This is a genomic window from Paenibacillus sp. YAF4_2 (genome assembly GCF_052113225.1).
In the GTDB taxonomy this organism is placed as follows: Bacteria; Bacillota; Bacilli; order Paenibacillales; family Paenibacillaceae; genus Pristimantibacillus.
The window spans coordinates 194111-217442 of record NZ_JBFRCT010000008.1; the positions used below are offsets into that span (position 1 = coordinate 194111).

Consider the following 23332-nt stretch of genomic DNA (forward strand, 5'->3'; position numbering starts at 1 on the left):
GGAGATGCAGGCTATGAAAGGGATTGTATGCGAGGATATTGAGAGATTTACATTCACCGAGCTCGAAGAGCCGACGTTTGTTCAAGGCGAGGCAATCGTCCGGATTAAACGAATTGGTATTTGCGGGACAGATCTGCATGCCTTTAAGGGGAATCAGCCTTTTTTTACATACCCGCGTATTCTTGGTCATGAGCTTTCTGGGGTTATTGAACAGATTGGAGCGAATGAAGCGGGATTACAAGCCGGAGATCAGGTGAGCATTATTCCTTATTTGCATTGCGGCTCCTGTGTCGCTTGCCGAAGTGGGAAGACAAACTGCTGTACCTCTATTCGGGTGCTTGGCGTACATACCGACGGAGGGATGAGGGAGAAAATCTCCGTTCCCATCTCCCATCTGCTCCTGACAAACGAGTTAACACTAGAGCAAGCCGCGGTCATCGAGCCATTAAGTATTGGAGCACATGCCATCCGACGCTCAGGACTTTCTGCAGGAGAGACGGCGCTAGTCATTGGAGCGGGTCCTATCGGATTAGGTGTCATGGCGCTAGCGAAGCATCTTGGTGCAAAGGTCATCGCTATGGATATTAATGAGGAGAGATTAAGCTTCTGTAAGCAGTGGGCGCAGGTGGATCATACGGTTAATGCGCTGCAAAACCCAGCGGCTGAACTGGAGGCTTTAACAAGCGGAGATTATCCAACTGTTGTATTTGATGCCACGGGTAATGCTCAGTCGATGTCTGGTGCCGTTCAATATGCTGCCCATGGTGGGACACTTGTCTATGTTGGGCTGGTAAAAGGTGATCTTTCGTTTAATGATGCAGAGTTTCATAAGCGTGAGTTAACGATCATGGGGAGCCGTAATGCAACTAGAGAGGACTTCAATCACGTGCTTGCTGTGATTAAGGATGGCGGTATCGACTTTGACCGTTATGTCACTCATCGGGTACCGTTTGAGCAGATGATTAATCAATTCGAGAGCTGGCTGGATCCAGCCTCCAAAGTGATAAAAGCGGTGGTTGAACTAGACTGAAGCCTTCGGGTATAAGGAGGACAACGGGATGAGAATCGACGCCCATCAGCATTTTTGGATTTATAATGAGCAGGATTATAGCTGGATGTCTGAAGAACATAAAGCCATTCAACAGGACTTTCTTCCGCAGCAGTTAAAGCCGTTATTGCAGAAAAACGGATTCGACGGCTCTATCACGGTTCAAGCCAGGCAGTCGCTGCAGGAAACCGAATGGCTCCTTTCGCTGGCCGGTGAGCATCCCGAAGTGAAAGGGGTAGTCGGCTGGGTGGACTTATGCTCCCCACAAGTGGAACAGCAGCTGGAGCGATATGCCTGTAATCCGCTGCTGAGAGGAGTGCGGCATGTTGTACATGATGAGCCGGACGATGCTTTTCTGCTAAGGGATGATTTCCGCAGAGGTATTGCAGCATTAGAGCGGTTTGGCTTAACTTATGATTTGTTGATATTCCCGAAGCATCTCCCGTATGCCGTAGATCTTGTGAAAACATTTCCTAAGCAGCGTTTTGTGTTGGATCATATCGCAAAGCCGGATATCGCTAACCGCATTGTATCGCCGTGGGGGGAAGACCTGGCTCAACTTGCTGCTCACCCGAATGTCTATTGTAAGCTTTCTGGCATGGTGACAGAGACCGCTTGGGGTAATTGGGAAGTAGAAGATTTCAGGCCTTACCTGGATCTTGTATTCGAATGCTTTGGAACGGACCGGGTGATGATTGGCTCTGATTGGCCGGTCTGTACACTTAGCGGAACTTATGATGGAACGATGAACATCGTCAAGCATTATATCAATCGGTTCACAGCCGAAGCTCAAGCACAAATACTAGGCGGCAATTGCGCCGAATTTTATGGAATCAGTCAGGGGGAGAAATAAGGATGAGGAATCGATTATGGTATGACAAGCCGGCAAAAGAGTGGAATGAAGCTCTCCCGGTTGGAAATGGTTATATTGGCGGGATGATTTTCGGAGATCCATTAACGGAACGAATCGCTTTGAATGAGGATAGTGTCTGGTACGGCGGGCCTCGAGACCGTAATAATCCGGATGCCTTGCAGAATCTTGATTGTATACGCGAAGCGCTTAAGGCCGGACGTTTAAAAGAAGCGCAAGATCTGTCGGTGATGGCGTTAACTGCAACTCCTGATACCCAGCGTCACTATTTGCCCCTTGGTGATCTTCGTTTAAAATTCGATCACAGCGGCCCTATTTCGGACTACCATAGAGAATTAGATGTGGATCAAGGGATTGCTTCGGTGTCCTACCGTGCTGGAGAGCATGCCTTTAAGCGGGAAATCTTCTGCAGTTACCCCGATCGGATCATGGCTATCCGCTGCGAGGCGGAAATGCCGGGAAGCTTGAATCTGACTGTTCGGTTAACCCGTGGGCATAATCGGTACATGGATGAGATTGGCCGGGCGAATGAGAATACCCTAGTTATGCGTGGAGAAAGCGGCGGGGCAGGCAGCCTATCCTTCCGGGCGGCTGTGAGAGCGGATACAATTGGTGGAGAGGTTCACATTATTGGGGAATATATGGTGATCAGCGGTGCAGACGCTGTTACTCTCCTATTCTCGGCTGCTACAACCTTCCGCGAAGAGGAACCTGAACAATGGTCCATTGCTAGGCTGCATGATGCTTCGGAGCTCGGCTATTTACAGCTGCGTGAACGCCATATCCAAGATTTTATCTCCTATATGAATCGTTTCTCCATTCGTCTAGGAGATGCCGGGCAAGCGGAAGAACGGGACAATCAGCCTACTGATGTTAGACTGGAGCGGATGAAGCAGGGCTTGGAGGATAACAGTCTGTTAGCGTTATACGTGCAGTATGGCCGTTATCTACTGCTGTCGAGCAGCCGTCAAGGATCGCTTCCTGCCAATCTGCAAGGCATATGGAATGATCAGATGCTGCCGCCTTGGGACAGCAAATTTACGATTAACATTAATACACAGATGAACTATTGGCCTGCTGAACCACTCGCGTTGTCCGAATGTCATCAACCCTTGTTTGAGCTGATTGACCGCATGCGTGAGCCAGGAAGGCATACGGCGCAGGTGATGTATGGCAGCAGAGGCTTCACGGCCCATCACAATACAGATATTTGGGCGGACACGGCTCCTCAGGATACATGGCTGCCGGCAACGTACTGGCCGATGGGGGCAGCGTGGTTATCTCTTCATTTGTGGGAGCATTATGAATTTGGCCGCGATAAGGACTTTTTACAGTTTGCGTTCCCGATCCTGCAGGAGGCCGCTTTGTTCTTCGAAGATTTCCTTACCGAAACAGATGATGGGAAGCTAGTAACTTCGCCGTCTCTCTCTCCTGAGAATACGTATATTCTCCCTAATGGAGAATCCGGCGTATTATGTATTGGTCCTTCTATGGATAGCCAGATTTTATACGAGTTATTCTCCGCATGTATAGAAGCAGGGCGCCTCACCGGGCATGATGAAGAAGTCAGCAAATGGTCACAGCTGCGGGACAAGCTTCCGAAGCCAGCTATCGGCAAGCATGGTCAACTTCAAGAGTGGCTTGCTGATTACGAAGAGGAGGAGCCAGGCCATCGCCACATCTCTCACCTGTTCGCTCTGCATCCGGGCAGTCAGATTACAACCAGAAGAACACCGGAATGGAGCGCTGCCGCTAGGGTAACCTTGGAACGGCGTCTCGCGAACGGAGGCGGACATACCGGCTGGAGCCGAGCTTGGATTATTAATTTCTGGGCAAGACTCGAAGATGGAGAGAAGGCGTTCGAGAATTTGCAGGCGCTGCTTACACACTCTACGCTGCCTAATCTATTCGATAACCATCCGCCATTCCAGATCGATGGCAACTTTGGCGGAGCTGCCGGTGTATCCGAGATGCTGCTTCACAGCCATGCCGGCGAGCTGCATTTATTGCCCGCTCTACCATCTGCATGGAAAGAAGGAGAGGTCAGTGGTCTTCGTGCCCGCGGCGGCTATACGGTTCGTCTGCAATGGGAAGACTCTTTGCTGGCTGAAGCGGAAATTCATGCTGCACATTCTGGTATATGTACGCTTCGAACGAAAGCTCCTATTCAGGTGTTACTTAATGGGCAGGTCATCTTAGCAGAGGACGGTCCAGATGGAAAAACGAAATGGGAAGCGGAGAAGGGCTGTACGTACCGAATCGTTCCGGTGTAGGTGACGGTCGTAACATAAAAATGGGCTATCTTAACGTCATTTTCATGACGTATAAGATAGCCTATTTCATTAGTTTTTCAACTGCAGATTACGGTCAATTAAAGCCATTCTTTGCTCGACACAAGCATAAGAGCGAAGAGGGTCTTCCGGTGTATTGATAGCATAATCCAGCAACTGATCAATCGTTGTTGTTGCAACATGGCAGCGTGTATCCGAGGATGCGTAATAGATAAACACATCACCGTTATCCTGCGCAATAACCCCGTTGCAGAATACAACGTTCGAGACGTCGCCTACACGCTCAATGCCTTCAGGTGCGATGAAATGGCCGCCTGGACGATGAGTGACAATGTTAGGACGATCCAGCTCAGACAGGAATACATACAAGACATAACGTAAGCCAGCGGCGGTGTTGCGGACACCGTGGGCAATATGCAGCCAGCCCTTGTCTGTCTTAATTGGTGCAGGTCCTTGACCATTCTTAACTTCCTTAATGGTGTGGTAATGGCGCTGATCAACAATCGTCTCCTTCTCGATAACAGCGTTCTTGATCGAATGGGACAGTCCCCAGCCAATCCCGCCTCCTGAACCGGCATCAATAAATCCGTCCTGCGGTCTTGTGTAGAAGGCATATTGACCATCAATAAATTCGGGATGGAGAACAACATTACGCTGCTGATTGGAGCTGGTTTTTAAGTCTGCGAGACGCTCCCATGATTTTAAGTCCTTGGTACGGACAATGCCGCATTGGGCGATTGCACTGGAGAGATCGCCGGGAGGAGCTTGCGGGTCCTTACGCTCCGTGCAGAACAGGCCGTAAATCCACCCGTCCTCATGCTTGACCAGACGCATATCGTATACGTTCGTATCAGGAACTTCCGTTTCCGGCAGCACAACAGGATGGTCCCAGAAGCGGAAGCCATCCACGCCGGTAGAGCTTTCGGCAACGGCAAAGAACGATTTGCGGTCATTGCCTTCTACGCGGGCTACCAAATAAAATTTACCGTTTAACGCGATAGCACCAGGGTTGAATACACAGTTAACGCCAAGGCGCTCCATGAAATAAGGATTGGTCTCCGGATTAAAATCATAAGTCCAGATGAGAGGGGCATGTTCCGCTGTCAGCACGGGATTCTCGTAACGGTCGAAGATACCGTTGCCGAGTGCGGCCTTCTTGTTCGGAAGGGAGATTAGTGCTTCATACTGGGAAGTAAGGTTTTCTTTGCGGCTCGTAAACAGGTTGTTCATGATAGGATTCCTCCAGATTATATAATAGTTGGATTAATGGGCAAGGCGTTCAATCATCTCAAAGCAAGCTCTTCCGTTGTGATAAGGACATTTCCAAGCGCCAACCTTCTGGTGACCATCGGTTGGAGTACCGTCCTTTGTGACGCTCCAGTACCATTCGCCATTCACTCGGTCGATCAGGAAGTTCTGGATGAATGTCCAAGAAGCTTTCGCCGCCTCGGCATATCGTTCTTCTCCTGTTAATTGGTAGGCATTGTAGAAACCAACAACGGCTTCTGCCTGCGGCCACCAATCTCTATTCGAATCGATTAAGCCAGAGCTGTCAGCTTCATTAGGGACACCGCCGTCTTCATCGATTCCTTCACGAAGTGTTGCTTCGGCCATCTGTACGGCAACTGCTTTAACCTTCTCGAGTAAAGCTTCATCACCAAGTACTTCTGCCGCTTCATGCAGCAGCCAGCTGCCTTCAATATCGTGGCCATAGGAAATATGCCCGGATTTGCTATCCCATTTTTCGTTGAAAAAGAGCTTGAAATGACCGGTGCTTTGATCTACGATATGGTCCATTGTGACCCCAATAAGCTCGCTGAGCGATTGACGAAGCGCTTCGTCCGGCCATACTCGGTATAGATTCGTATATCCTTCGAGCACGTGGAGATGGGTATTCATCGATTTCTTCTCATTTAAGTCTTTGTTGCTGAGGCTGAGCTCGCTGGTCTCGCTCCAATCCTCGGCAAGTGCTTCAATATAGCCAAGATGTATGGAATCCCGTCCGTACTTTTCGATCAGCCGGTACAAGCTAACCGCTTCCTCCAGCGCTTCTGTGTTCCCAGACGCCCGGTAATACTCAGACCAGGCATAGATCGCGAAGGCTTGACCATAGATTTGCTTCTTGGAAGATACCGGCTTGCCCTCTCTATCCAGCATCCAATAAAGACCGCCATAAGACCGATCAATAAAATATTCTTTGATATACTGATAAGCCCGATTAGCTGCAGCTAGATATTCTTTGCGCCCGAACAGTCGATAAGCGGAAGAGAAGGTCCACAGGATCCTTGTATTTAAGACAAGGCTCTTGTCAGCCTCAGCTGTAAAGGTCATATCCTGCATGATTTCTCCAACATATCCTCCGAATTGTTCATCCGGCGTATGCTTCAGCCAGAAAGAGAGGATATTCTCGTCGAGTTCCTTCTGAATCTCGGCCGCCCATTGCTGTTTCTTCTGTGTTGATAATGTCATGCTTGTGATCCCCCCCCTTAAATTTGTTAGCATAACAAAAATATATTTGTTATTATGATTAAACCGTATAAAATAAGGTTTTGCAATAGGTTTTAAGAAAATTTAACGAGTGTCTCGATAGACTTAGGTTGATTCGTTATTATTTGTTATTGTTATCGCGCTAACGTAATAACTTTTCTAACAGTGATAACAAAGTCCTTTGAATACTAACAACTTATCGTATAATGGAAAGAACGGATTAAGCGACGGAGGAAAGGGAAAGTGACAAAAAAAGTTACGATGCAGCAAATAGCGGATCATATAGGGGTATCTAAGTATGTGGTTTCCAAGGCACTCTCTGGTAAAGGAGGCGTCAGCGAAGCGACGAAGGAGCGGGTTATTGAGGTTGCTTCCCAGCTTGGCTATTTTGCTCAGAACAGTGGGTATGTAAAGCCTGGCAAGCTGGGGCAAGAGGCTAACAAGTTTCCAGAATCAGCGATAAAGCAGTCCGTACTTGTACTTATGCCGAATATCCGCTTCCAGACAAGAGAGTCGGTATACTGGGGGCGTATTTTGGACGGGATAGCAAGCCGGTTGGAGGAAAAGGACATCGGTGTGGTGATCGTCATGGAGCAGAAAGTCGAAGGTTTTATGCATCTGCTGAAGCCGGAAGGCATCCTAGGAATGATAGGGGTTGGCGAGATCGCTTCATCCATGTTATTAGAGGTTCATCGCATGGGCGTACCGATGGTGCTGGTCGATCATGAGGACGCACTAATCCCAACCGATACGGTATACGTGAATAATTATGATTGTATGTACCGGCTGACCAAGCATCTGATTGGTCTTGGACATCGAAGGATCAGCTTTATCGGCAATGAACGATACTCCCGCAGCTTCTTCGACCGCTGGAACGGGTTCCGCCAAGCGATGGAGGAATTTAATCTTTGGGACAAGCAGGATCATCTGACCGAGCTGGAGATCATGGAGCATTATGACGAGCCTATCCAAGCATGGCTGCATCGCCGCAAGAAACAGCAGCAGCTGCCAACTGCCTTGGTCTGTGCTAATGACTCCATTGCAATTGACTCTTATAGAGCGATGCGTGAGCTGGGAATTGAGACGCAAAGTCAGATCTCTGTGACCGGCTTTGATAATATTGATGATTCGGCAAGGCATTCCCCTACCATTACGACTGTAAATGTACCAAAGGAATGGCTTGGGTCACGTGCTGTCGATAAGCTGCTTGAACGAATAGAACGGCCAAAAGATCCGCTTGAGAAGCTTATGATCCTTGGCGATTTGGTCTATCGGCAGTCTATAAGTGCGGTGAAACCATAGTTAGGATTGATGGGGGCTGTCCCAAAAGCCGTTTACGGCATTGGAGCAGCCCCTTGTGCGTGTAGAGAAACACTTGCTTACGCACCAATGCAGCTAACGAATCTACATCACGCTATTTGCGTGGGTGACGACTATACCAGGACAAGTGGTCCCAGAGTCGCTATTTTACTTACCGGCTTGACTTGGAGTTCACTCCAGCATATATACTTCATCTGTAACACTTTTCGACGCAGTTATTTTTAAATATAAAGGAGTAGTGAAATCCATGTGTCAATCTCATGTATTAAGTGTCTCACATTCAAAAGCACCATTTGAAAAAACAACCATCGAGCGCAGAGCCTTGCGTCCGGATGATATTCTTATCGATATCAAGTTCAGCGGCATTTGCCACTCTGACATTCATACCGCCTTTGGTGAATGGGGCGAGTCGATTTTCCCACTGGTTCCTGGTCATGAAATTGCAGGTATTGTTGAAGCCGTAGGATCTGCTGTTAAAAACTTTGCTGTTGGCGACCGTGTTGGTGTAGGCTGCTTTGTGGATTCATGTGGGGAATGTGAATATTGTCTCCAGGGCGAGGAGCAATTTTGCACGAAAGGTGTAGTAAGTACCTATAATTCACTGGATTATGACGGTCAGCCGACTCATGGCGGCTACAGCCAAAAGATCGTTGTTACAGAGCGATTTGTTGTCCGTATCCCAGATGCTCTGGAGCTTGATGTGGCAAGCCCGCTGTTATGCGCAGGCATTACAACATACTCACCCCTTAAGCATTGGAATGCCGGTCCAGGCAAAAAAGTAGCTATCGTAGGTATGGGTGGACTTGGTCATCTGGCTGTTCAATACGCACATGCTTTGGGCGCAGAAGTAACTGTACTCAGTCAGTCGATGAGCAAGAAAGAAGAAGCACTGGTCTTTGGTGCAGATCATTACTATGCAACAAGTGACCCTGCTACTTTTAAAGAGCTTGCGAACCACTTTGATCTGATTCTGAATACCGTATCAGCTAATCTGAATGTAGACGCTTATCTTTCCTTGCTTCGCGTAGATGGCACGCTTGTTAATGTAGGCGCTCCTAGCGAAGCAGATACCTATCATGCATTCTCCCTGATTATGCAGCGCCGCAATCTTGCGGGTTCGCTTGTTGGCGGGATCCGTCAGACGCAGGAGATGCTCGACTTCTCTGCTGAGCATGGCATCAAGCCGCAAATTGAGCGGATTAGCGCGGATCAAGTAGACGAAGCGTATCAGCGTGTGCTGAAGAGCGATGTCCGCTATCGGTTTGTTATTGATATTTCTACGCTATAAGCTGGGAAACAGAGGGAATTGACGGTCAAGTCTTGACTTGGAGTCCACTCCAGGCGGTAAACTATAAGAAATAGATTATTTCTTGGAGGGACAATCCGTATGAGAATGGCCGAAGTAAGCGCTAAGTATGAGCTGTCACAGGATACGCTCCGTTATTATGAGCGGATCGGACTCATTCCTCCTGTTAACCGCAATAATAATGGCATTAGAGAATATAACGAAGATAATCTCCGGTGGGTTGAATTCATTAAATGTATGCGGAGTGCAGGTCTTCCCATCGAGGCATTAATTGAATATGTAAACATGTTTCAACAAGGGGATAGCACCTTAAGTGCAAGAAAAGAGCTGCTGATCGAGCAGCGGGAGCAGCTTCGTCTTCGAATAGAGGAGATGGTCCAAACGATGGGGCGGCTTGACTCCAAAATTCAGAATTATGATCAATCGTTACATGAAACAGAAAAAACATTATCCAGACCTTAACGAACGAGGTCGGTTGAAAGCAGCCATTGGCTGCTTTTTCTTTTTGTTCTTTCTTCATTTTTTCTGCACAAAAGCCCAAAAATAGACAAAAATAGCGACTTCATACTGGAATTTTTGGGAGTTAAGTAGGATGTGAAGGAGAAGTGCAGGAAGTAAAATCGAGAGCGTGGAGCCCTTATCAGATGAAGTGCTCCACCTTTTTGAAGCTTTAAGAAACCGGTTTCATGAAACCGTTTTCTTAAACGTACGAATTCATCCATTTAAGGGGGAAAACGATTGAAACCGTTCAAGCTTAAGAAACGCACCGCTGCTGCGCTGCTCGGGACTGTAATCAGTGTTACCTCATTCGGAAGTCCAATTTATGCTGTAGAGGCAGTGAAACCGTCAGTCACGTATGATGCTGTGGTTAATGTAGACGCCTCAAAAACGTTCCAAACGATTGATAACTTCGGAGCATCTGACGCATGGTCGATGGAACAGCTCGGGAAGAATTGGACAGAAGCAAATAAATCACGCGTGGCGGATCTGCTTTTCTCAAGAGATAAGGGGATTGGCTTAACTGCTTGGCGTTTCAATATTGGCGCCGGCTCTACGGAGACGGACAAAACCATTATCACAGATCCATGGCGTCGTGTGGAAACCTTCAAATCTGCGGAGAACGCAGCTTATGATTGGAGCAAGCAGGCTGGTCAGCAATGGTTCCTAAAGGCAGCTAAAGATAGAGGTGTCGATACTCTTATTGGTTTCGTAAACAGCCCGCCGGTATGGATGACGAAGAATGGCCATGCCCAGCCAGATTCAACAGTTGGTTCAACGAACTTGAAGGAAGGCTATGAAGATGAATTTGCTACCTTCCTGACAGACGTTATTGAACATTTCAAGAAGCAAGGCATTAATCTTAACTACATCAGTCCGATCAATGAACCAACCTGGGATTGGAACAAAGCCGGCCAGGAAGGCAACCGATATAACAATGACGATATTAAACGGGTTATTCTTGAGCTGTACAGTCAACTGAAAGCTAAAGGGCTGAATACGCAGATCAGTGCACCGGACGGCGTCGAAATTACAGCTCTATTGGATGATGAAGTATTCAAATCTTTCTCGGGGCAAGAGAAATATACAGGTGGTTCAAACAGCCTTGGCGTAGGCAAATATCGTGAATACATTAAAGATCTGCTTGGTGATCCAGAGCTTCAGGAAGCGGTTGGCCATCATATTGCTGCTCATTCCTACTGGGGCGATTACAGCAAACCGGGTGATGACCGATATGGCACATTAAGAGATCTGCTGTTCTCCAATTTGAACAAATATGATCAACAAGCGGTCTATTGGATGAGTGAATACTGTATTCTTGGGGATTACGGCCCTGGACGGGACCTCGGCATTGATCCTGCTCTCTATATTGCCAAGACCATTCATTTTGATCTGTCCAAAGCAAATGCCTCCGCATGGCAGTGGTGGACGGCTGTATCAGCAGGCGATTACAAGGATGGTCTGATCTATACCGACTACCATAATCCAGGCGATGAGCAAAATATTCTCACTTCCAAAATGTTCTGGACGCTTGGCAACTACAGTAAATTTATCCGTCCAGGCGCTGAACGTATCGCATTAACTGGACTTGATGAAGATGCTCGTAACGGAGCATTGCTGGGTTCGGCGTACAAACATGACAAAGAGAATACAGTCACGACAGTGTTCGTTAATGATAGTGCAAAAGAGCAGCATATTAAGGTGGAATTAAGCGGTATCGATAAACATGAAGAGGTTAATGTGCTGAAGCCGTATGTTACTTCGGCTGACAAAGATTTAACAAGAGGTGCAGATATCCCTGCTTCGGCAGATGGCTCCTTTGATGCTGTCATTCCTGCTCGTTCGATCGTAACGTTGAATGGAGATGTTGTGAATGAGCATAAGAAACCGGATGCTCCGCAGATTGTGAATGTTCAGACGCTTAACAAAGGACTGAAGGTAGATTTTAAAGCTCCAAAAGGCGCTTATAAATACGAAGTGGAATACGGCATCAAGAATGATAAAAAGGTACTGAAATTAGCGAACATGACGACGGATTCGTTTATTCTGCAAGGTCTGAAGAACGATGAACAGTATGATGTGACGGTCCGTGCGGGCAATGACGACGGATTTGGCCCTTCATCCAAACGTGTATATGGAACGCCTAAGCTGCTTGCTCCTACTGGTGTAAAAGCTGCGGGGAACGATGGTGGTTTTACCATTACTTACGATACACAGATCGGTATACCATCTTATCGTGTTCGTTATGGCACCAAGCAAGGGCAGTATGACAAGCAATATGTGACCCAAGAAATGAATGGCAAAATTCAAATCAATGGACTTGCAAACGGATCCATTTATTACGGCATAGTTGAAGCGCTAGATGGCAAGAACTCAAGCAAACCAACATCTGAATTTAAAGTGCAACCAGATATTGCGGCGCCAGGTAAGCTTGTCGTTATACCGGGCAATGGGGAGGCTCTTCTTACCTTTGGTTCCGTTGAAGGAGCGACTGGTTATACCGTACAAACCTCGCTGAACAATAATGTCCAGCAGATTAGCAGCAACAAGACGGTACTGACCGGTTTAACAAACGGTAAAGCTGCAACTATTCGCGTATCGACAGTTGGCAAAGGAGGTAAAGGTACTGGCTATGCCGAAACGTCGTTAACACCTGCTAATAGTGAAATCCGCTTCAAGGATGATTTTACAAGTAGTGATCTCACAGGCTACAAACAGGATATAAGCAAATGGGTTATGGAAGATGGTCTGCTCAAGCATGTTTCCGGCGGTAATAACCGTGGTGAGATAGGGGTTAACAATCTGACGGTGATTGATGGGACAATTACGGCAGTTGCGAAGCATGCTCTAGGTGAAGCGGATTGGGGCGTTACTTTCCGCGGCGGCAGTTATTCTAAGGGTTACATGTTTGGTTTCGAGAACGGCATTCTGGTTCTTCGCCGGGATGGTCAGAACCTAGCCGATGCTGTTCCTTTCTCAGCAAAATTAGGTGAGTATTATAAAATGGAAGTCCGGTTGGATGGTCAGCATATTCAGGCTTATCTCGACGGGAAATTGATCTTTGATGTAAAGGATTCGGTGTACACGAGTGGACGTGTTGGGCTTCATAGCTGGGCCGATGCACAATTCGCTTATCTGCAAGTGGCAAGAGAACCGCAAAACCTGACTTCAAGCCCGGAAATTTACCAGATCAAAGAAGGCTCTGAGCAAGTTGTTTTGCACTTTAGAGAGGTCGACGGAGCAGACTCCTATGTGATCCGATATGCTCCAGTTTCTGGAGGAGCCTCCACAGAAGTTGCGGCAACTCCAGGGTCCTCTATTGTAACGGATCTCCAGAATGATACGGCATATTCGTTTAAAGTTGTTGCGATTCGAGGTACGGTAGAGTCGGAGTCAGCAGCAATGGATGCAACACCTAACCAGAATAATAATGTCGTATACTACGCAGATGCTGGTGACGGAACACCAAGTCAGATTGAGGATGGAGAAGTGCTTGGTATTCTTCAATCGCAAGAAGAACAGGAGTACAGCATTGATCCAGTCACGGGCATGAAGTGGGGTTACGAGGCAGATAACGGACAGACATGGGCTCAGACTTCTCCTGTAGATGCTTATGAGACGATCCGTCAATATGATGGCAATGAGAATGGAAAAGGAATCGCTTACCGCTTCCAACTGCCTAACGGTACGTACAAGGTGACAGTTGGCTTCTATGATCCGTGGAAGTCTAGTGACCGGAACATGAACCTGACGATTAATGGAGAAACGGTATTGACCAATTATGTCATTGGCTCAAATCGTGAATCAAAAGAATACGACAATATTACCGTGACTGACGGCGAGATCATTGTAAAAGCGGTTAAAGCAGGCAACTCCAAGCCGATGATCAGTTGGATTAAGATCGAGAAGTAAAACGGAATTATCATGGAAGAGGCATGTGCAACCTGCACATGCCTTTTTTATTGTTTGTAGTGAAATTATTCAACCAGCTTCTGAATTTAACGGCATGTTACCTTAAATTGTCGATCGATCCGCGGACATCAGCGTTAACGGCGGAACAGCCAAGAAAGTGTATTTCCGCAATACACTAGGCTGGTCCAACTTCCGGACTACAGTTGTGGATGTAACCCTGCAGGCAGGTAACAACACCATTACATTCTCCAATGCTAACTGCCTAGCTTATAATTCCACCGTCTGATTGAGCTCCGTACCTTCTGTATTTTTCCCCATCAGTCTATTGAACAAGAATTTCACCATCTTGAACTTATTGCCGGAATCCCAATACTCGGCTGTCTCGGCGTTAACCTTGATCAGAACGAGATTTGGATCATCATATGTGGTTTCCAGCAATTCTTCATAGGCTTTGTTCCAGAACTCTTTTATTTTCTCCGCGCTTTCCACAAGTTCAGCTTCACCGCGTATGGAAACGAATGATTTGTCTGCATAGGCAACATTAACTTGCTTATTCCGGCACAATTCATGGAATTTTCCTGTATCTTTCTTCGTCAGGAACCACAGACTGCCATCAAACTCGACGTCCTGCGTTTTCATCGGGCGTGAGACCAGGCCATCTTCTGATACCGTTGTGAGCATCGCGATTTCAATGTCTTTAATTAACTCACGGACCTTCTCAACTGCTTCTTTTGTGTTTGGATTCATTCTCATCACCTCGTCTGAAATTTATGTATCGATATAGTATTACACACGATTCGCTGCTCCAAACCAGATGCGACAAGGGTAGAATAAATCTTAATGGACGTTTTTGCCGGAGGGTTAAGGGCAATGAGCGGAATAGCATTTACAAAAAAGGGAATTATTCGTATTATAATAAGCAACTATTCAAACGCAATGAAGAGAAGAGTAAGGGAATATCGTACTCATACAGAGAGCTCCGGCAGCTGAGAAGGAGCAGAGAACCTTTCCCCGAACCAAGTCTCTGAGCAGCATGCTGGATCCTTCACTGGTGATAGCATGACGGGTGCTCCCGTTACAGGGCTAGAGTATAAGCATTGCCAAGCAATGCCGTACTTGAAGAGTTTAATATGGCGACATATTAATAAACTGGGGTGGCACCGCGAAACTTCGTCCCCAAGACATAACTGTCTTGGAGGTGAAGTTTTTTTGTTTTGTTTCAGAGTCTCAGTTGTTTCTATTCCAAAAGGAGGAATGTGCAATGGAAAACGAACATTTAGCGGATCACCACATGTTTAGACTTATCAATGAGGAGCTGGAGCAAAGGCCCTTCAGCAGGGAAATGTGTACACGCCACCTGAGCCTAATGGTTATCTTCATATTGGGAGCGCGTATGCGATCCACATGAATTATACAATTGCTGAACACTATAACGGAGCTTTTCATTTACGGTTTGATGATACCAATCCACTTAAAGAGGATATTGAGTATGTGAACGCGATTATTGAGGACATCAGGTGGCTTGGATACGATCCGAAAGATCACATTTTCTATGGATCCGATTACGCGGACGTGATCTGCAAGGCAGCAATCTCGTTAATCGAACAAGGAAAGGCATACGTTTGTGATCTGACGCCAGACGAATTATCAGAGTATCGCGGGACATTAACGGAGCCGGGGCGGAACAGTCCTTATCGGGATCGTTCGATAGAGGAAAATCTGGAGCTGTTCGAGCGTATGAAAAATGAAGCTTTTCCTGCTGGGGCCAAGGTTTTACGCGCAAAAATAAATATGGCCTCGCCGAATATGAATCTTCGTGATCCTGTTTTGTATCGTATTATCTATGCTGAACATTACAGAACAAAAAATGATTGGTGCATTTATCCGATGTACGATTTTGCCCATCCGATTCAAGACGCGATTGAAGGAATTACCTATTCTTTATGTTCCATTGAATTCAAGGATCACCGGACCTTGTACGAGTGGGTTCTTAATGAATTGGAGATTGCAGAGCCTCCGCGGCAAAGAGAGTTTGGCCGTCTAAGCTTAACAGGCGTAGTAACGAGTAAACGGTTTTTGAGGCAGCTGGTGGAAGGCAGCTACGTTGAAGGCTGGGATGATCCTAGACTTCCAACCATTCGAGGCTTAAGACGAAGAGGCTATACACCAGAAAGCATACGTAACTTTATTGAGGAAATCGGGAGCATTCGAACACAAAGTACCGTAGATATTTCGCTGCTGGACCATTTTGTTAGGCAGCACCTGAAGGGGAAAGTGGTCAGCATCATGGCTGTTATGCAGCCTTTAAAGGTTGTTATAACGAACTACCCGGAAGAGGATGTAGAGTTGTTATCGATTGAAAACAACAGCGAAAACGAGGCTCTGGGAAAAAGAGAGGTTCCTTTCTCAAGAACGATATATATCGAGCGGGACGATTTTATGGAGAAGCCTGTCAAAGGGTTTCACCGGCTTAGTCCAAAAGGTGAAGTAAGACTTAAGGGAGCTTATTTTATCAGGTGCGAAGAAGTAATTAAGGATCCCGATACAGACGAGGTTATTGAGCTGCGTTGTACCTACGATCAAGCTACAAAGAGTGGTTTAGGATTCACTGGACGCAAAGTTAAGGGGACGATTCATTGGATCTCGGCCAACCATTGTGTGAAGGCTGATGTTAATCTGTATGAGAAATTGCTTCTAGAGGAAGACCTTCCTAAAGATAGTGAAGATTGGACAACAAAGCTGAATCCTGAATCACTGGTACGCGAAAAGGACGTTCTTATGGAAGCATGGGTTGAACATACCCGTCCCGAGGAGAAATTTCAGTTCTTACGTCACGGATATTTTTGCGTAGATAGGAAGAAAGAGAATAGTGATCGAATAGTGTTTAATCGGATCGTATCCTTGAAGGATTCTTGGAATAAACCTAAAACTTGATAAACAATATCTATAGTTGAGATAAAAACATTAAAGCATTGTTTATCAACCAAACATGATATCATACGACTATCTGGAAAAGGTGGTGTGTGTTGTGGATCTCCTTGGACTTTCCGATCGATTTAAACTTTTTGCAGAAAGAGAATGCAAGGATTCAAGTCGTCTATATGAACACTTGGCACATCATATTGCTAATGAACCCTGGCTTCTAGAGCTTGCCGCTCATTCGAAGCCAGGGCAACCAATACCTAATCTCTTGTTTGGTGCTGTTCATTATTTGCTGTTGAATGGGACGGAGCATGAACTCGCTCAGTATTATGCAAGCATCGTAAAAGAACCGGAGGAATCTTCCGGTGCCTTTAAGTGGTTTAGACTATTTTGCAAACAGTATGAGAATGAGATTATTCCCATCCTGGAAAACAAGCTGGTACAGACAAATGAAGTACGGCGCTGCGCTTATTTGTATCCTAGTTTTTGCTATATTCATAGCCTCACACGAAAGCCGTTATCCCTTATAGAAATTGGTACAAGTGCAGGGTTACAGCTGCTCTGGGATAAATACAGCTACTCCTATAACTCATCACCAGTGTATGGTAATGAGCATACCTCTCTGATTATCACTTCAGAAATTAGAGGCGATAATCAACCGTTTCTATTCGAAAAAAGTCCTCCTGTAACATCCAGAGTCGGGATCGATCTCCATGTAAATAACCTTAATCACGCTGAGGATTATCTTTGGCTAAAAGCATTAATCTGGCCGGAGCATAAAGAAAGAATTGCTTATTTCCAAGCAGCTGCTAAATGTTTAACGAGATACCAAGTTGAATTATTAGAGGGAAACGGGGTTGAGCTTCTTCCACACATGATCTCGAACATATCTGATGACTCCACCATTTGTATTTTTCATACACATGTTGCTAATCAAATTCCACTAGAAGAGAAGATTAGGCTATGTGAGTATATTAAGGCGCTTGGTAAACAAAGAGATGTGTTTCACCTCTATAACAATATGTGGGATACGGACCTTCATCTCGATTATTATTTTAATGGTATAGAACATAAGATCACACTTGCTGAAACAGAGGGTCACGGGCGATGGTTTAGGTGGAAAATAGAATAGAGAGGTGAGATCAATATGTCGTCTGTCAATGAGAAGCTGGAACAATATATTAGCAGCTACATGGAATTGTGGGATGTCTTTGGTGTTGTTCAGGTAATTAAAAGAGGTGAAGTGCTGTTTGAACAATCGTATGGCTACGCAAATTTGGAGTGGGGGATTAAAAATGACATCCATACCTGCTTCGCTCTTGCTTCCATATCCAAACAATTTACGGCCTTCGCCATAATGCTTCTATACGATAAGGGATTGATTGACCTAGACAGATCTGCACAGTTGTACCTTCCAGCAGAGTTGCAAATCGATGAATCAATTACCGTTCATCATTTACTGTCGCATACTTCAGGATTGTATAACTTTTATAATTTTGAAAATGATTTTTTTGATCAGTACAACAGGTTGGAATATTCCCGATATGATTATTATCAGCAATATATCAGTAAACAGCCTGTAAAATCAGCAGGCACGGCATTTGATTACAACAACTCCAACTATAATCTGCTTGCATGGATCATTGAACACGTATCCGGAGAAAAGTTTGAGGATTACATTCATAATCATATCCTTGCTCCCCTGGATATGAGGAACAGCGTTATTGATGATAGCAGCAAACCAATTAAGAACAGGGCAAGTAATTATACGAAAGACTTTAATTCCACCGTCAAAATTCCCTATCATAACGAAAAGTTCAGCATTGGTGCAGGCGCCATTGTATCTAACTGCGAGGATTTATTGAAATGGTACACCTGTCTACGGGATCGTAAGCTTTTATCAACGGAAACGTATACGAGGTTCTTCCAAGAGAATAGCAACCATTACTGCTATGGCTTGGAGCATCACCACATTTATGGTACGGACAGGTATTCCCATGGAGGAGATCATCTAGGAGTAGCCACCTACATGCAGCATTATTACGATGAAGATATTTGTATCATTATTCTTTCTAATAATGAAGAGAGCAATCAATATAGGCTCGGTAACGCGATTTCAGATATTTTACATCAGGTTGAGGTAGAGGCTCCTGCTAAACATAAAGAGATTCCAATCAGCGAAAATAGGCTTAAACCATATTGCGGAACCTACTTGAAGGATAAGATCCAGATTGAACTTATTAATCAAAAGCTATATTTCACGAGATTTGCAGGAAACCATCATATCGAGATTTACCCCGTAGGCGAAGGATTGTTCGCCCGCAGATATTCGGATCAGATCCTTCCGTATAGAATTGTAAAGAATGATGAAGGGGAAATGACGTTTTTTGGCTATAGGAAGGAATCGGCAACAGAGTCATAAGGGAGGTATGAAGCCTGAAGACTTTATTTAGATTATATATTTCAGTAATCATTTTATTTATAGCTGCAATGGTATTTGGAGTATATTCATTTTTTAATGGGAATCCAATATCAAAATATAAATTCAAACATGATGCTAGTCATTATCTAGAAATGATATACATCGATAAAAAATTTAAAGTTGAAGAAGTTTATTTTAGTTTTAAAAGTTCTAGTTTTGGGAAACAAGATTTTACTCTTTATTTTTATTTTGTTGATGATAAAAATGGTAAGCTTTATTCCGTATATATTAACGATGACGGGATTATGACGGATAGTTATAAGTCCTGAGGTTGACGAAAGGAGCATCGTTACATAACTAACGTAAGACAAGGTTGTAATTAAAGGAAGCAGATGCCACGGCAGCTGTTTCCTTTTTTTATTGCGCTCTACAAGTAGGGTTCTATAAAAGTTAGAACTGTCTGGCAAATAAGCTTGCTGGTAACTTAGAAGCATGTAAACCAAAGAGGGGGGATTATGATGATGCAAAGATGGATGGAGGCTGCAGCTTATGCGACCTCAAAAATAGCGGCTGCAGGACTCATATTTCTTGGATTTCTTGTTATAGTCGGCGGTTTTGATACTTATCAAATGTCTCAGCTAACTCACGAGTTACCATTGTGGCAGTATATTTATGGTTATGCCATCTTGTTCTCAGTCTTGGTGGACATAGCGCTATACAAAGGTAAACCAAACCCGTACAAGAGGATGATCATGGTGCTGCTTTATATCCTCGGAGGGTATGTTCCTTTTTTAGTCTGGTTTCCAAATCAGTGGATGTTGAGTTTAATCGCCGGGATTTATGGAGTAACTTGTTCGCTCGCGTTTCTTTTTGCGACTTACTTATTTCGCAGATGGCGGCTCTACAAAGCAGTTACAGCTATAATGCTTCTAGTCGTTGCAGTCTATGTATCTGTGACTGATTTCACAGAAGTTAAGCAGTGGACAGAGACGAGAACCATAGATGGTTATCATGCGGAATTCGCTTTTTTTAATGGACAGAAAAAGATTCCAATTACCCTCGAAAAGGGGCAAACATTGTCCTATCATATAGATTGGACGATCACGAATGGTGGTGGCTATGGCACTTATTTGGATGCAAAGGGCGGTAAGTATACAAGCCATATGATAGATAGTGGAGATTGGATCACCTATCAAGTTGCGGTACCCTCAACAGTTTACATCGTAGTCAGCGGTGATCATGCGCAAGGAGCACTCACGATAAAATGGAAAATAACTAACTAATAATTGGCATAGTATGCAAAATGTGCGCAACCTCCCTAGTGGATTTAGCGTTTAATGGATACAAGGGGGGAACTATGACACGAATTTTACTAGGAGGAGAACATCCAAAGAAAGAGCATCGCCACAGTAAACAATGAATTAGTTTGTGAGGTTGAAATTATGTTTGCGTTCCGTTCAATCTAGTGATAAAAGGAGTTCGAACTATTGAGGAAGATAATTGGTACGACTTGCCTTCTACTGTTCATGCTTCTTGAATTAGCAGCGTGCGGTAATAATAGTGAGCCCATGATGCTTACTTCTGATAAAGTGATCCAAGATGTGGAAGGGTCTGCTCATAATATATACTTAGGTATTGCAAAAGGTAATGATGAAAAATTTCTTTTGTCCTCGCTGATTATCGATGATAGTGAAGTGACGATGACGAAGCGGAAAGAAAAGTTAGATGTGAAGATCACTGCTTTTATAGGTGATAGCAAGTGGAGATCTGAAGCTGAACAGACCATTATTGCTCATTACGGATTGGATAAATCTAGACAGTGGGTGTATGAGGGATTAAGTGTGAAAGACCCCGTCATCCCAGTCGAATTACGTTCCGCAATAGCTGAATAGAAAACGCAGACAATAATTGATATGGGGGCTCAAAGATGGGAAAGGCTGATTGGATTTATAGTGAATTAGTAAATGATATTCTTGAACATGGGTACTGGGACAAAGATTTGGATGTTAGAACAACATGGGCAGATGGTTCCCCAGCCTATACAAAAAGTCTAATTTCAAAGCAGTTAATATTTGATAACTCAGAAGTGCCAATTCTTACAACAAAAAGAGTGCCATGGAAATCGGCCATTCATGAATTGCTATGGTTTTATGTAAAGAGAACAAGTGATTGTACCTATTTGGATGAAAACAACGTGAAGATATGGAAAGAGTGGACGAATACGAATAATCATATTGGGAAGGCCTATGGCTATCAGTTAGGAAAACCTATTATGATAAACGGAAAAATCACAAATCAAGTTCATAATCTAATTGATCAACTCATTAATAATCCCGCATCAAGAAGACATGTCATTTCACTTTGGAACATCGATGACCTGGATCAAATGGAGTTATATCCGTGTGTTTGGAATAACCAATGGCTTATTAAGCAAGGGACACTTCATTTAGTGGTTAATGCTAGATCAAATGATATCGGATTAGGTAATCCATTTAATGTTTTCCAATATTACGTTTTACAACGAATGATAGCTCAAGTAACAGGATACAACCTAGGATCTCTTACGTTCAATATTAATGATGCGCATATTTATGAAAGACACATAGACCCTTTAAGGGAACAGGTCGATCGTCATCCCTATCCAGCTCCTGAACTTTGGATTAATCCTGAAATAAAAAGGTTCGATGATTTTACTATAAATGATTTCATTTTAAAAAATTACGAATACCATCCAAAAATTCAGATGGAAATTGCTATCTAACTTTAATAAGGAGCAGGTTGCCACAGCAAACTGCTCCTTTCTCATACTTATACCCTTATTTCGTTTGAAGGAATTCGAGTACGGCATCAAGGAATTCAGCTTGGTACTCCACATTGGAGAGATGAACGGAAGGAAGTATTATGAGCTTTGCATTTGGTACTGTCTCGGCAAGTAATTCACTGTGGCTTTGAAGTGTTACGGTATCATATTGGCCTGCAATGACAAGAGTGGGACTGTTAATTAGTGCCGCTGTCCGGCGCATATCCATGTCGCGGATCGCTGCCCAGCTGCCTGCAATTCCCTGTGGGCGAGTAGCGAGTATCGTTTCTCGGAATGATGCGACGAGCGCATTATCTGACTCGAGCATATACGAAGGGAACCAATTGTTCATGAACATATTGGCGAACTCAGGTAGTTTCCCCGGTTGAAGTACAGAGGTGATTAAACTCTCCCATTGATCAGCCGGCCCGAGGTAAGAGGAAGTATTGCTTAAGATTAGCCGGTCAATCCGCTCTGGAGCGTAGATACCAAGCCATTGTCCGATAACACCACCAAGCGACAGACCAAGAAAGTGCACACGATCAATGTGAAGGGCATCAAGTAATTCGACTACATCCCGACCTAGTCTATCGAAAGAATATGGACCGTCAGGTGTATCCGAGTCGCCGTGCCCCCGATAATCATAGCGAAGGACTCGGAAGTGCAAAGTTAATTCTGCTAGCTGGCCATCCCACATGCTCATCGAGGTGGCAATGGAGTTCCCAAGCATCAGTACCGGTTTACCTGCTGAGCCATCGATTCGATACGCAATCCGAACACCATCACCAGTCTTGAAAAAGTTTACCCCCGCTGTTGCTCTGCTTTCGTCATTTATTATGTTTTTCATCGTCCTCAATCCCCTTCATTTGTTATTAGTGACATTTTATTGGAATCGACTTACAATTTGAATGGGAATATGAAGGCGTTTGATGCTTGAAAACTTAATTCTATCGTTGATGTCCGACCTAAACTTATAAAATTGAGGTGCTCTGAAGATGGATCACATTGATTACAAAATATTATCAATCCTTCACGATAACGCCAGGATTACGATTTCGGAGATGAGCAGAATAATCGCAATGTCACAGCCTGCTGTAACGGAACGACTTCGGAAGCTGGAGGAGCAGGGGGTTATAACAGGCTATCGAGCGGAGATTTCCCCGTCTAAACTGGGCAAATATACGACCGCCTTTGTTCTTTTCAAATCAAATAACTGCAAAGAGTTTGAAGCATTCGTTGAAGCTTCCCCAGAGATTGTCGATTTCTACAGAACGAGTGGGGAATATAATTACCTATTAAAGGTTATTACCGAAACTAGCGAAACGTTAGAAGCCTTTCTCGAAACTTGTAACCCATTTGGATTTTCATTAACTAACGTTGTTCTCTCCACACGATTCGAGCATAAGAGCCTTATCACAAGCCAGGATGGACTTATATAAATAAACGAAAGGATGA

General features: G+C 44.8%; 18 protein-coding genes, 1 pseudogene and 1 other annotated feature. Of the genes and pseudogenes, 15 read left to right on the top strand and 4 right to left on the bottom strand.

What is annotated here, in order from left to right; all coding sequences use genetic code 11:
* The first annotated feature begins 13 nt into the window (after nt 1–13).
* From AB4Y93_RS19450 to AB4Y93_RS19460, 3 genes are read left to right on the top strand one after another with little or no spacing between them, the layout of a single operon-like run.
* The gene (locus AB4Y93_RS19450) at nt 14–1030 is read left to right on the top strand and encodes a zinc-binding alcohol dehydrogenase family protein (RefSeq protein ID WP_441894510.1); all 1017 of its coding nucleotides are present in this window, start codon (nt 14–16) and stop codon (nt 1028–1030) included.
* A 28-nt stretch (nt 1031–1058) separates the two neighbouring features.
* Nucleotides 1059–1901 (top strand): amidohydrolase family protein, encoded by an 843-nt coding sequence (locus AB4Y93_RS19455; RefSeq protein WP_441894511.1) that lies wholly within the window; start codon nt 1059–1061, stop codon nt 1899–1901.
* Between the two features lie 2 nt (nt 1902–1903).
* Entirely contained in the window at nt 1904–4192 is a 2289-nt protein-coding gene (locus tag AB4Y93_RS19460) for a glycoside hydrolase family 95 protein (protein ID WP_441894512.1), read from the top strand.
* Between the two features lie 69 nt (nt 4193–4261).
* Here the strand turns inward: AB4Y93_RS19460 and AB4Y93_RS19465 are convergent, their stop codons facing one another.
* On the bottom strand, nt 4262–5440 hold the full coding sequence (locus AB4Y93_RS19465) for a glycoside hydrolase family 130 protein (RefSeq protein ID WP_441894513.1): 1179 nt from the start codon (nt 5438–5440) through the stop codon (nt 4262–4264).
* Nucleotides 5441–5473: 33 nt separating this feature from the next.
* On the bottom strand, nt 5474–6679 hold the full coding sequence (locus tag AB4Y93_RS19470) for an AGE family epimerase/isomerase (protein WP_441894514.1): 1206 nt from the start codon (nt 6677–6679) through the stop codon (nt 5474–5476).
* Nucleotides 6680–6940: 261 nt separating this feature from the next.
* On the opposite strand from AB4Y93_RS19470, the gene AB4Y93_RS19475 reads away from it, so the two are divergent.
* From AB4Y93_RS19475 to AB4Y93_RS19490, 4 genes are all read left to right on the top strand, one after another.
* On the top strand, nt 6941–7999 hold the full coding sequence (locus AB4Y93_RS19475; protein WP_441894515.1) for a LacI family DNA-binding transcriptional regulator: 1059 nt from the start codon (nt 6941–6943) through the stop codon (nt 7997–7999).
* Between the two features lie 265 nt (nt 8000–8264).
* Nucleotides 8265–9305, top strand: coding sequence for an NAD(P)-dependent alcohol dehydrogenase (locus tag AB4Y93_RS19480; RefSeq protein WP_441894516.1), 1041 nt, complete (start codon nt 8265–8267; stop codon nt 9303–9305).
* Nucleotides 9306–9404: 99 nt separating this feature from the next.
* Nucleotides 9405–9785: a MerR family transcriptional regulator gene (locus tag AB4Y93_RS19485; protein ID WP_167277006.1), complete on the top strand. Its 381-nt coding sequence runs from the start codon at nt 9405–9407 to the stop codon at nt 9783–9785.
* A 276-nt stretch (nt 9786–10061) separates the two neighbouring features.
* Entirely contained in the window at nt 10062–13733 is a 3672-nt protein-coding gene (locus AB4Y93_RS19490; protein ID WP_441894517.1) for a glycoside hydrolase, read from the top strand.
* A gap of 267 nt (nt 13734–14000) precedes the next feature.
* On the opposite strand, the gene AB4Y93_RS19495 is transcribed toward AB4Y93_RS19490, so the two are convergent.
* Nucleotides 14001–14486, bottom strand: coding sequence for a pyridoxamine 5'-phosphate oxidase family protein (locus tag AB4Y93_RS19495; RefSeq protein WP_441894518.1), 486 nt, complete (start codon nt 14484–14486; stop codon nt 14001–14003).
* 174 nt (nt 14487–14660) lie between these two features.
* Nucleotides 14661–14914, top strand: a binding site (T-box leader).
* Nucleotides 14915–14994: 80 nt separating this feature from the next.
* Here AB4Y93_RS19495 and AB4Y93_RS19500 point away from each other — a divergent pair.
* The 7 genes and pseudogenes from AB4Y93_RS19500 (at nt 14995) to thyA (ending at nt 21838) form a co-directional block, all read left to right on the top strand.
* A pseudogene (locus AB4Y93_RS19500) lies at nt 14995–16667 on the top strand (glutamine--tRNA ligase/YqeY domain fusion protein).
* Nucleotides 16668–16761: 94 nt separating this feature from the next.
* Nucleotides 16762–17787, top strand: a complete 1026-nt coding sequence (locus tag AB4Y93_RS19505; protein ID WP_441894519.1) for a DUF2332 domain-containing protein — start codon at nt 16762–16764, stop codon at nt 17785–17787.
* Between the two features lie 15 nt (nt 17788–17802).
* Nucleotides 17803–19077, top strand: a complete 1275-nt coding sequence (locus AB4Y93_RS19510) for a serine hydrolase domain-containing protein (RefSeq protein WP_441894520.1) — start codon at nt 17803–17805, stop codon at nt 19075–19077.
* A gap of 47 nt (nt 19078–19124) precedes the next feature.
* Complete coding sequence (locus AB4Y93_RS19515; protein ID WP_441894641.1) at nt 19125–19406, top strand: YfjL-like protein; 282 nt, start codon at nt 19125–19127, stop codon at nt 19404–19406.
* Nucleotides 19407–19592: 186 nt separating this feature from the next.
* The gene (locus AB4Y93_RS19520; protein WP_441894521.1) at nt 19593–20360 is read left to right on the top strand and encodes a hypothetical protein; all 768 of its coding nucleotides are present in this window, start codon (nt 19593–19595) and stop codon (nt 20358–20360) included.
* Nucleotides 20361–20564: 204 nt separating this feature from the next.
* Complete coding sequence (locus tag AB4Y93_RS19525) at nt 20565–20969, top strand: hypothetical protein (RefSeq protein WP_441894522.1); 405 nt, start codon at nt 20565–20567, stop codon at nt 20967–20969.
* A 35-nt stretch (nt 20970–21004) separates the two neighbouring features.
* Nucleotides 21005–21838, top strand: coding sequence for a thymidylate synthase (gene thyA, locus AB4Y93_RS19530; RefSeq protein WP_441894523.1), 834 nt, complete (start codon nt 21005–21007; stop codon nt 21836–21838).
* A 55-nt stretch (nt 21839–21893) separates the two neighbouring features.
* Here the strand turns inward: thyA and AB4Y93_RS19535 are convergent, their stop codons facing one another.
* A complete protein-coding gene (locus AB4Y93_RS19535) occupies nt 21894–22724 on the bottom strand; it encodes an alpha/beta fold hydrolase (protein WP_441894524.1) in 831 nt (276 codons plus the stop codon).
* A gap of 148 nt (nt 22725–22872) precedes the next feature.
* On the opposite strand from AB4Y93_RS19535, the gene AB4Y93_RS19540 reads away from it, so the two are divergent.
* Nucleotides 22873–23316 (top strand): Lrp/AsnC family transcriptional regulator, encoded by a 444-nt coding sequence (locus tag AB4Y93_RS19540; RefSeq protein WP_441894525.1) that lies wholly within the window; start codon nt 22873–22875, stop codon nt 23314–23316.
* The last annotated feature ends 16 nt before the right edge of the window (nt 23317–23332 follow it).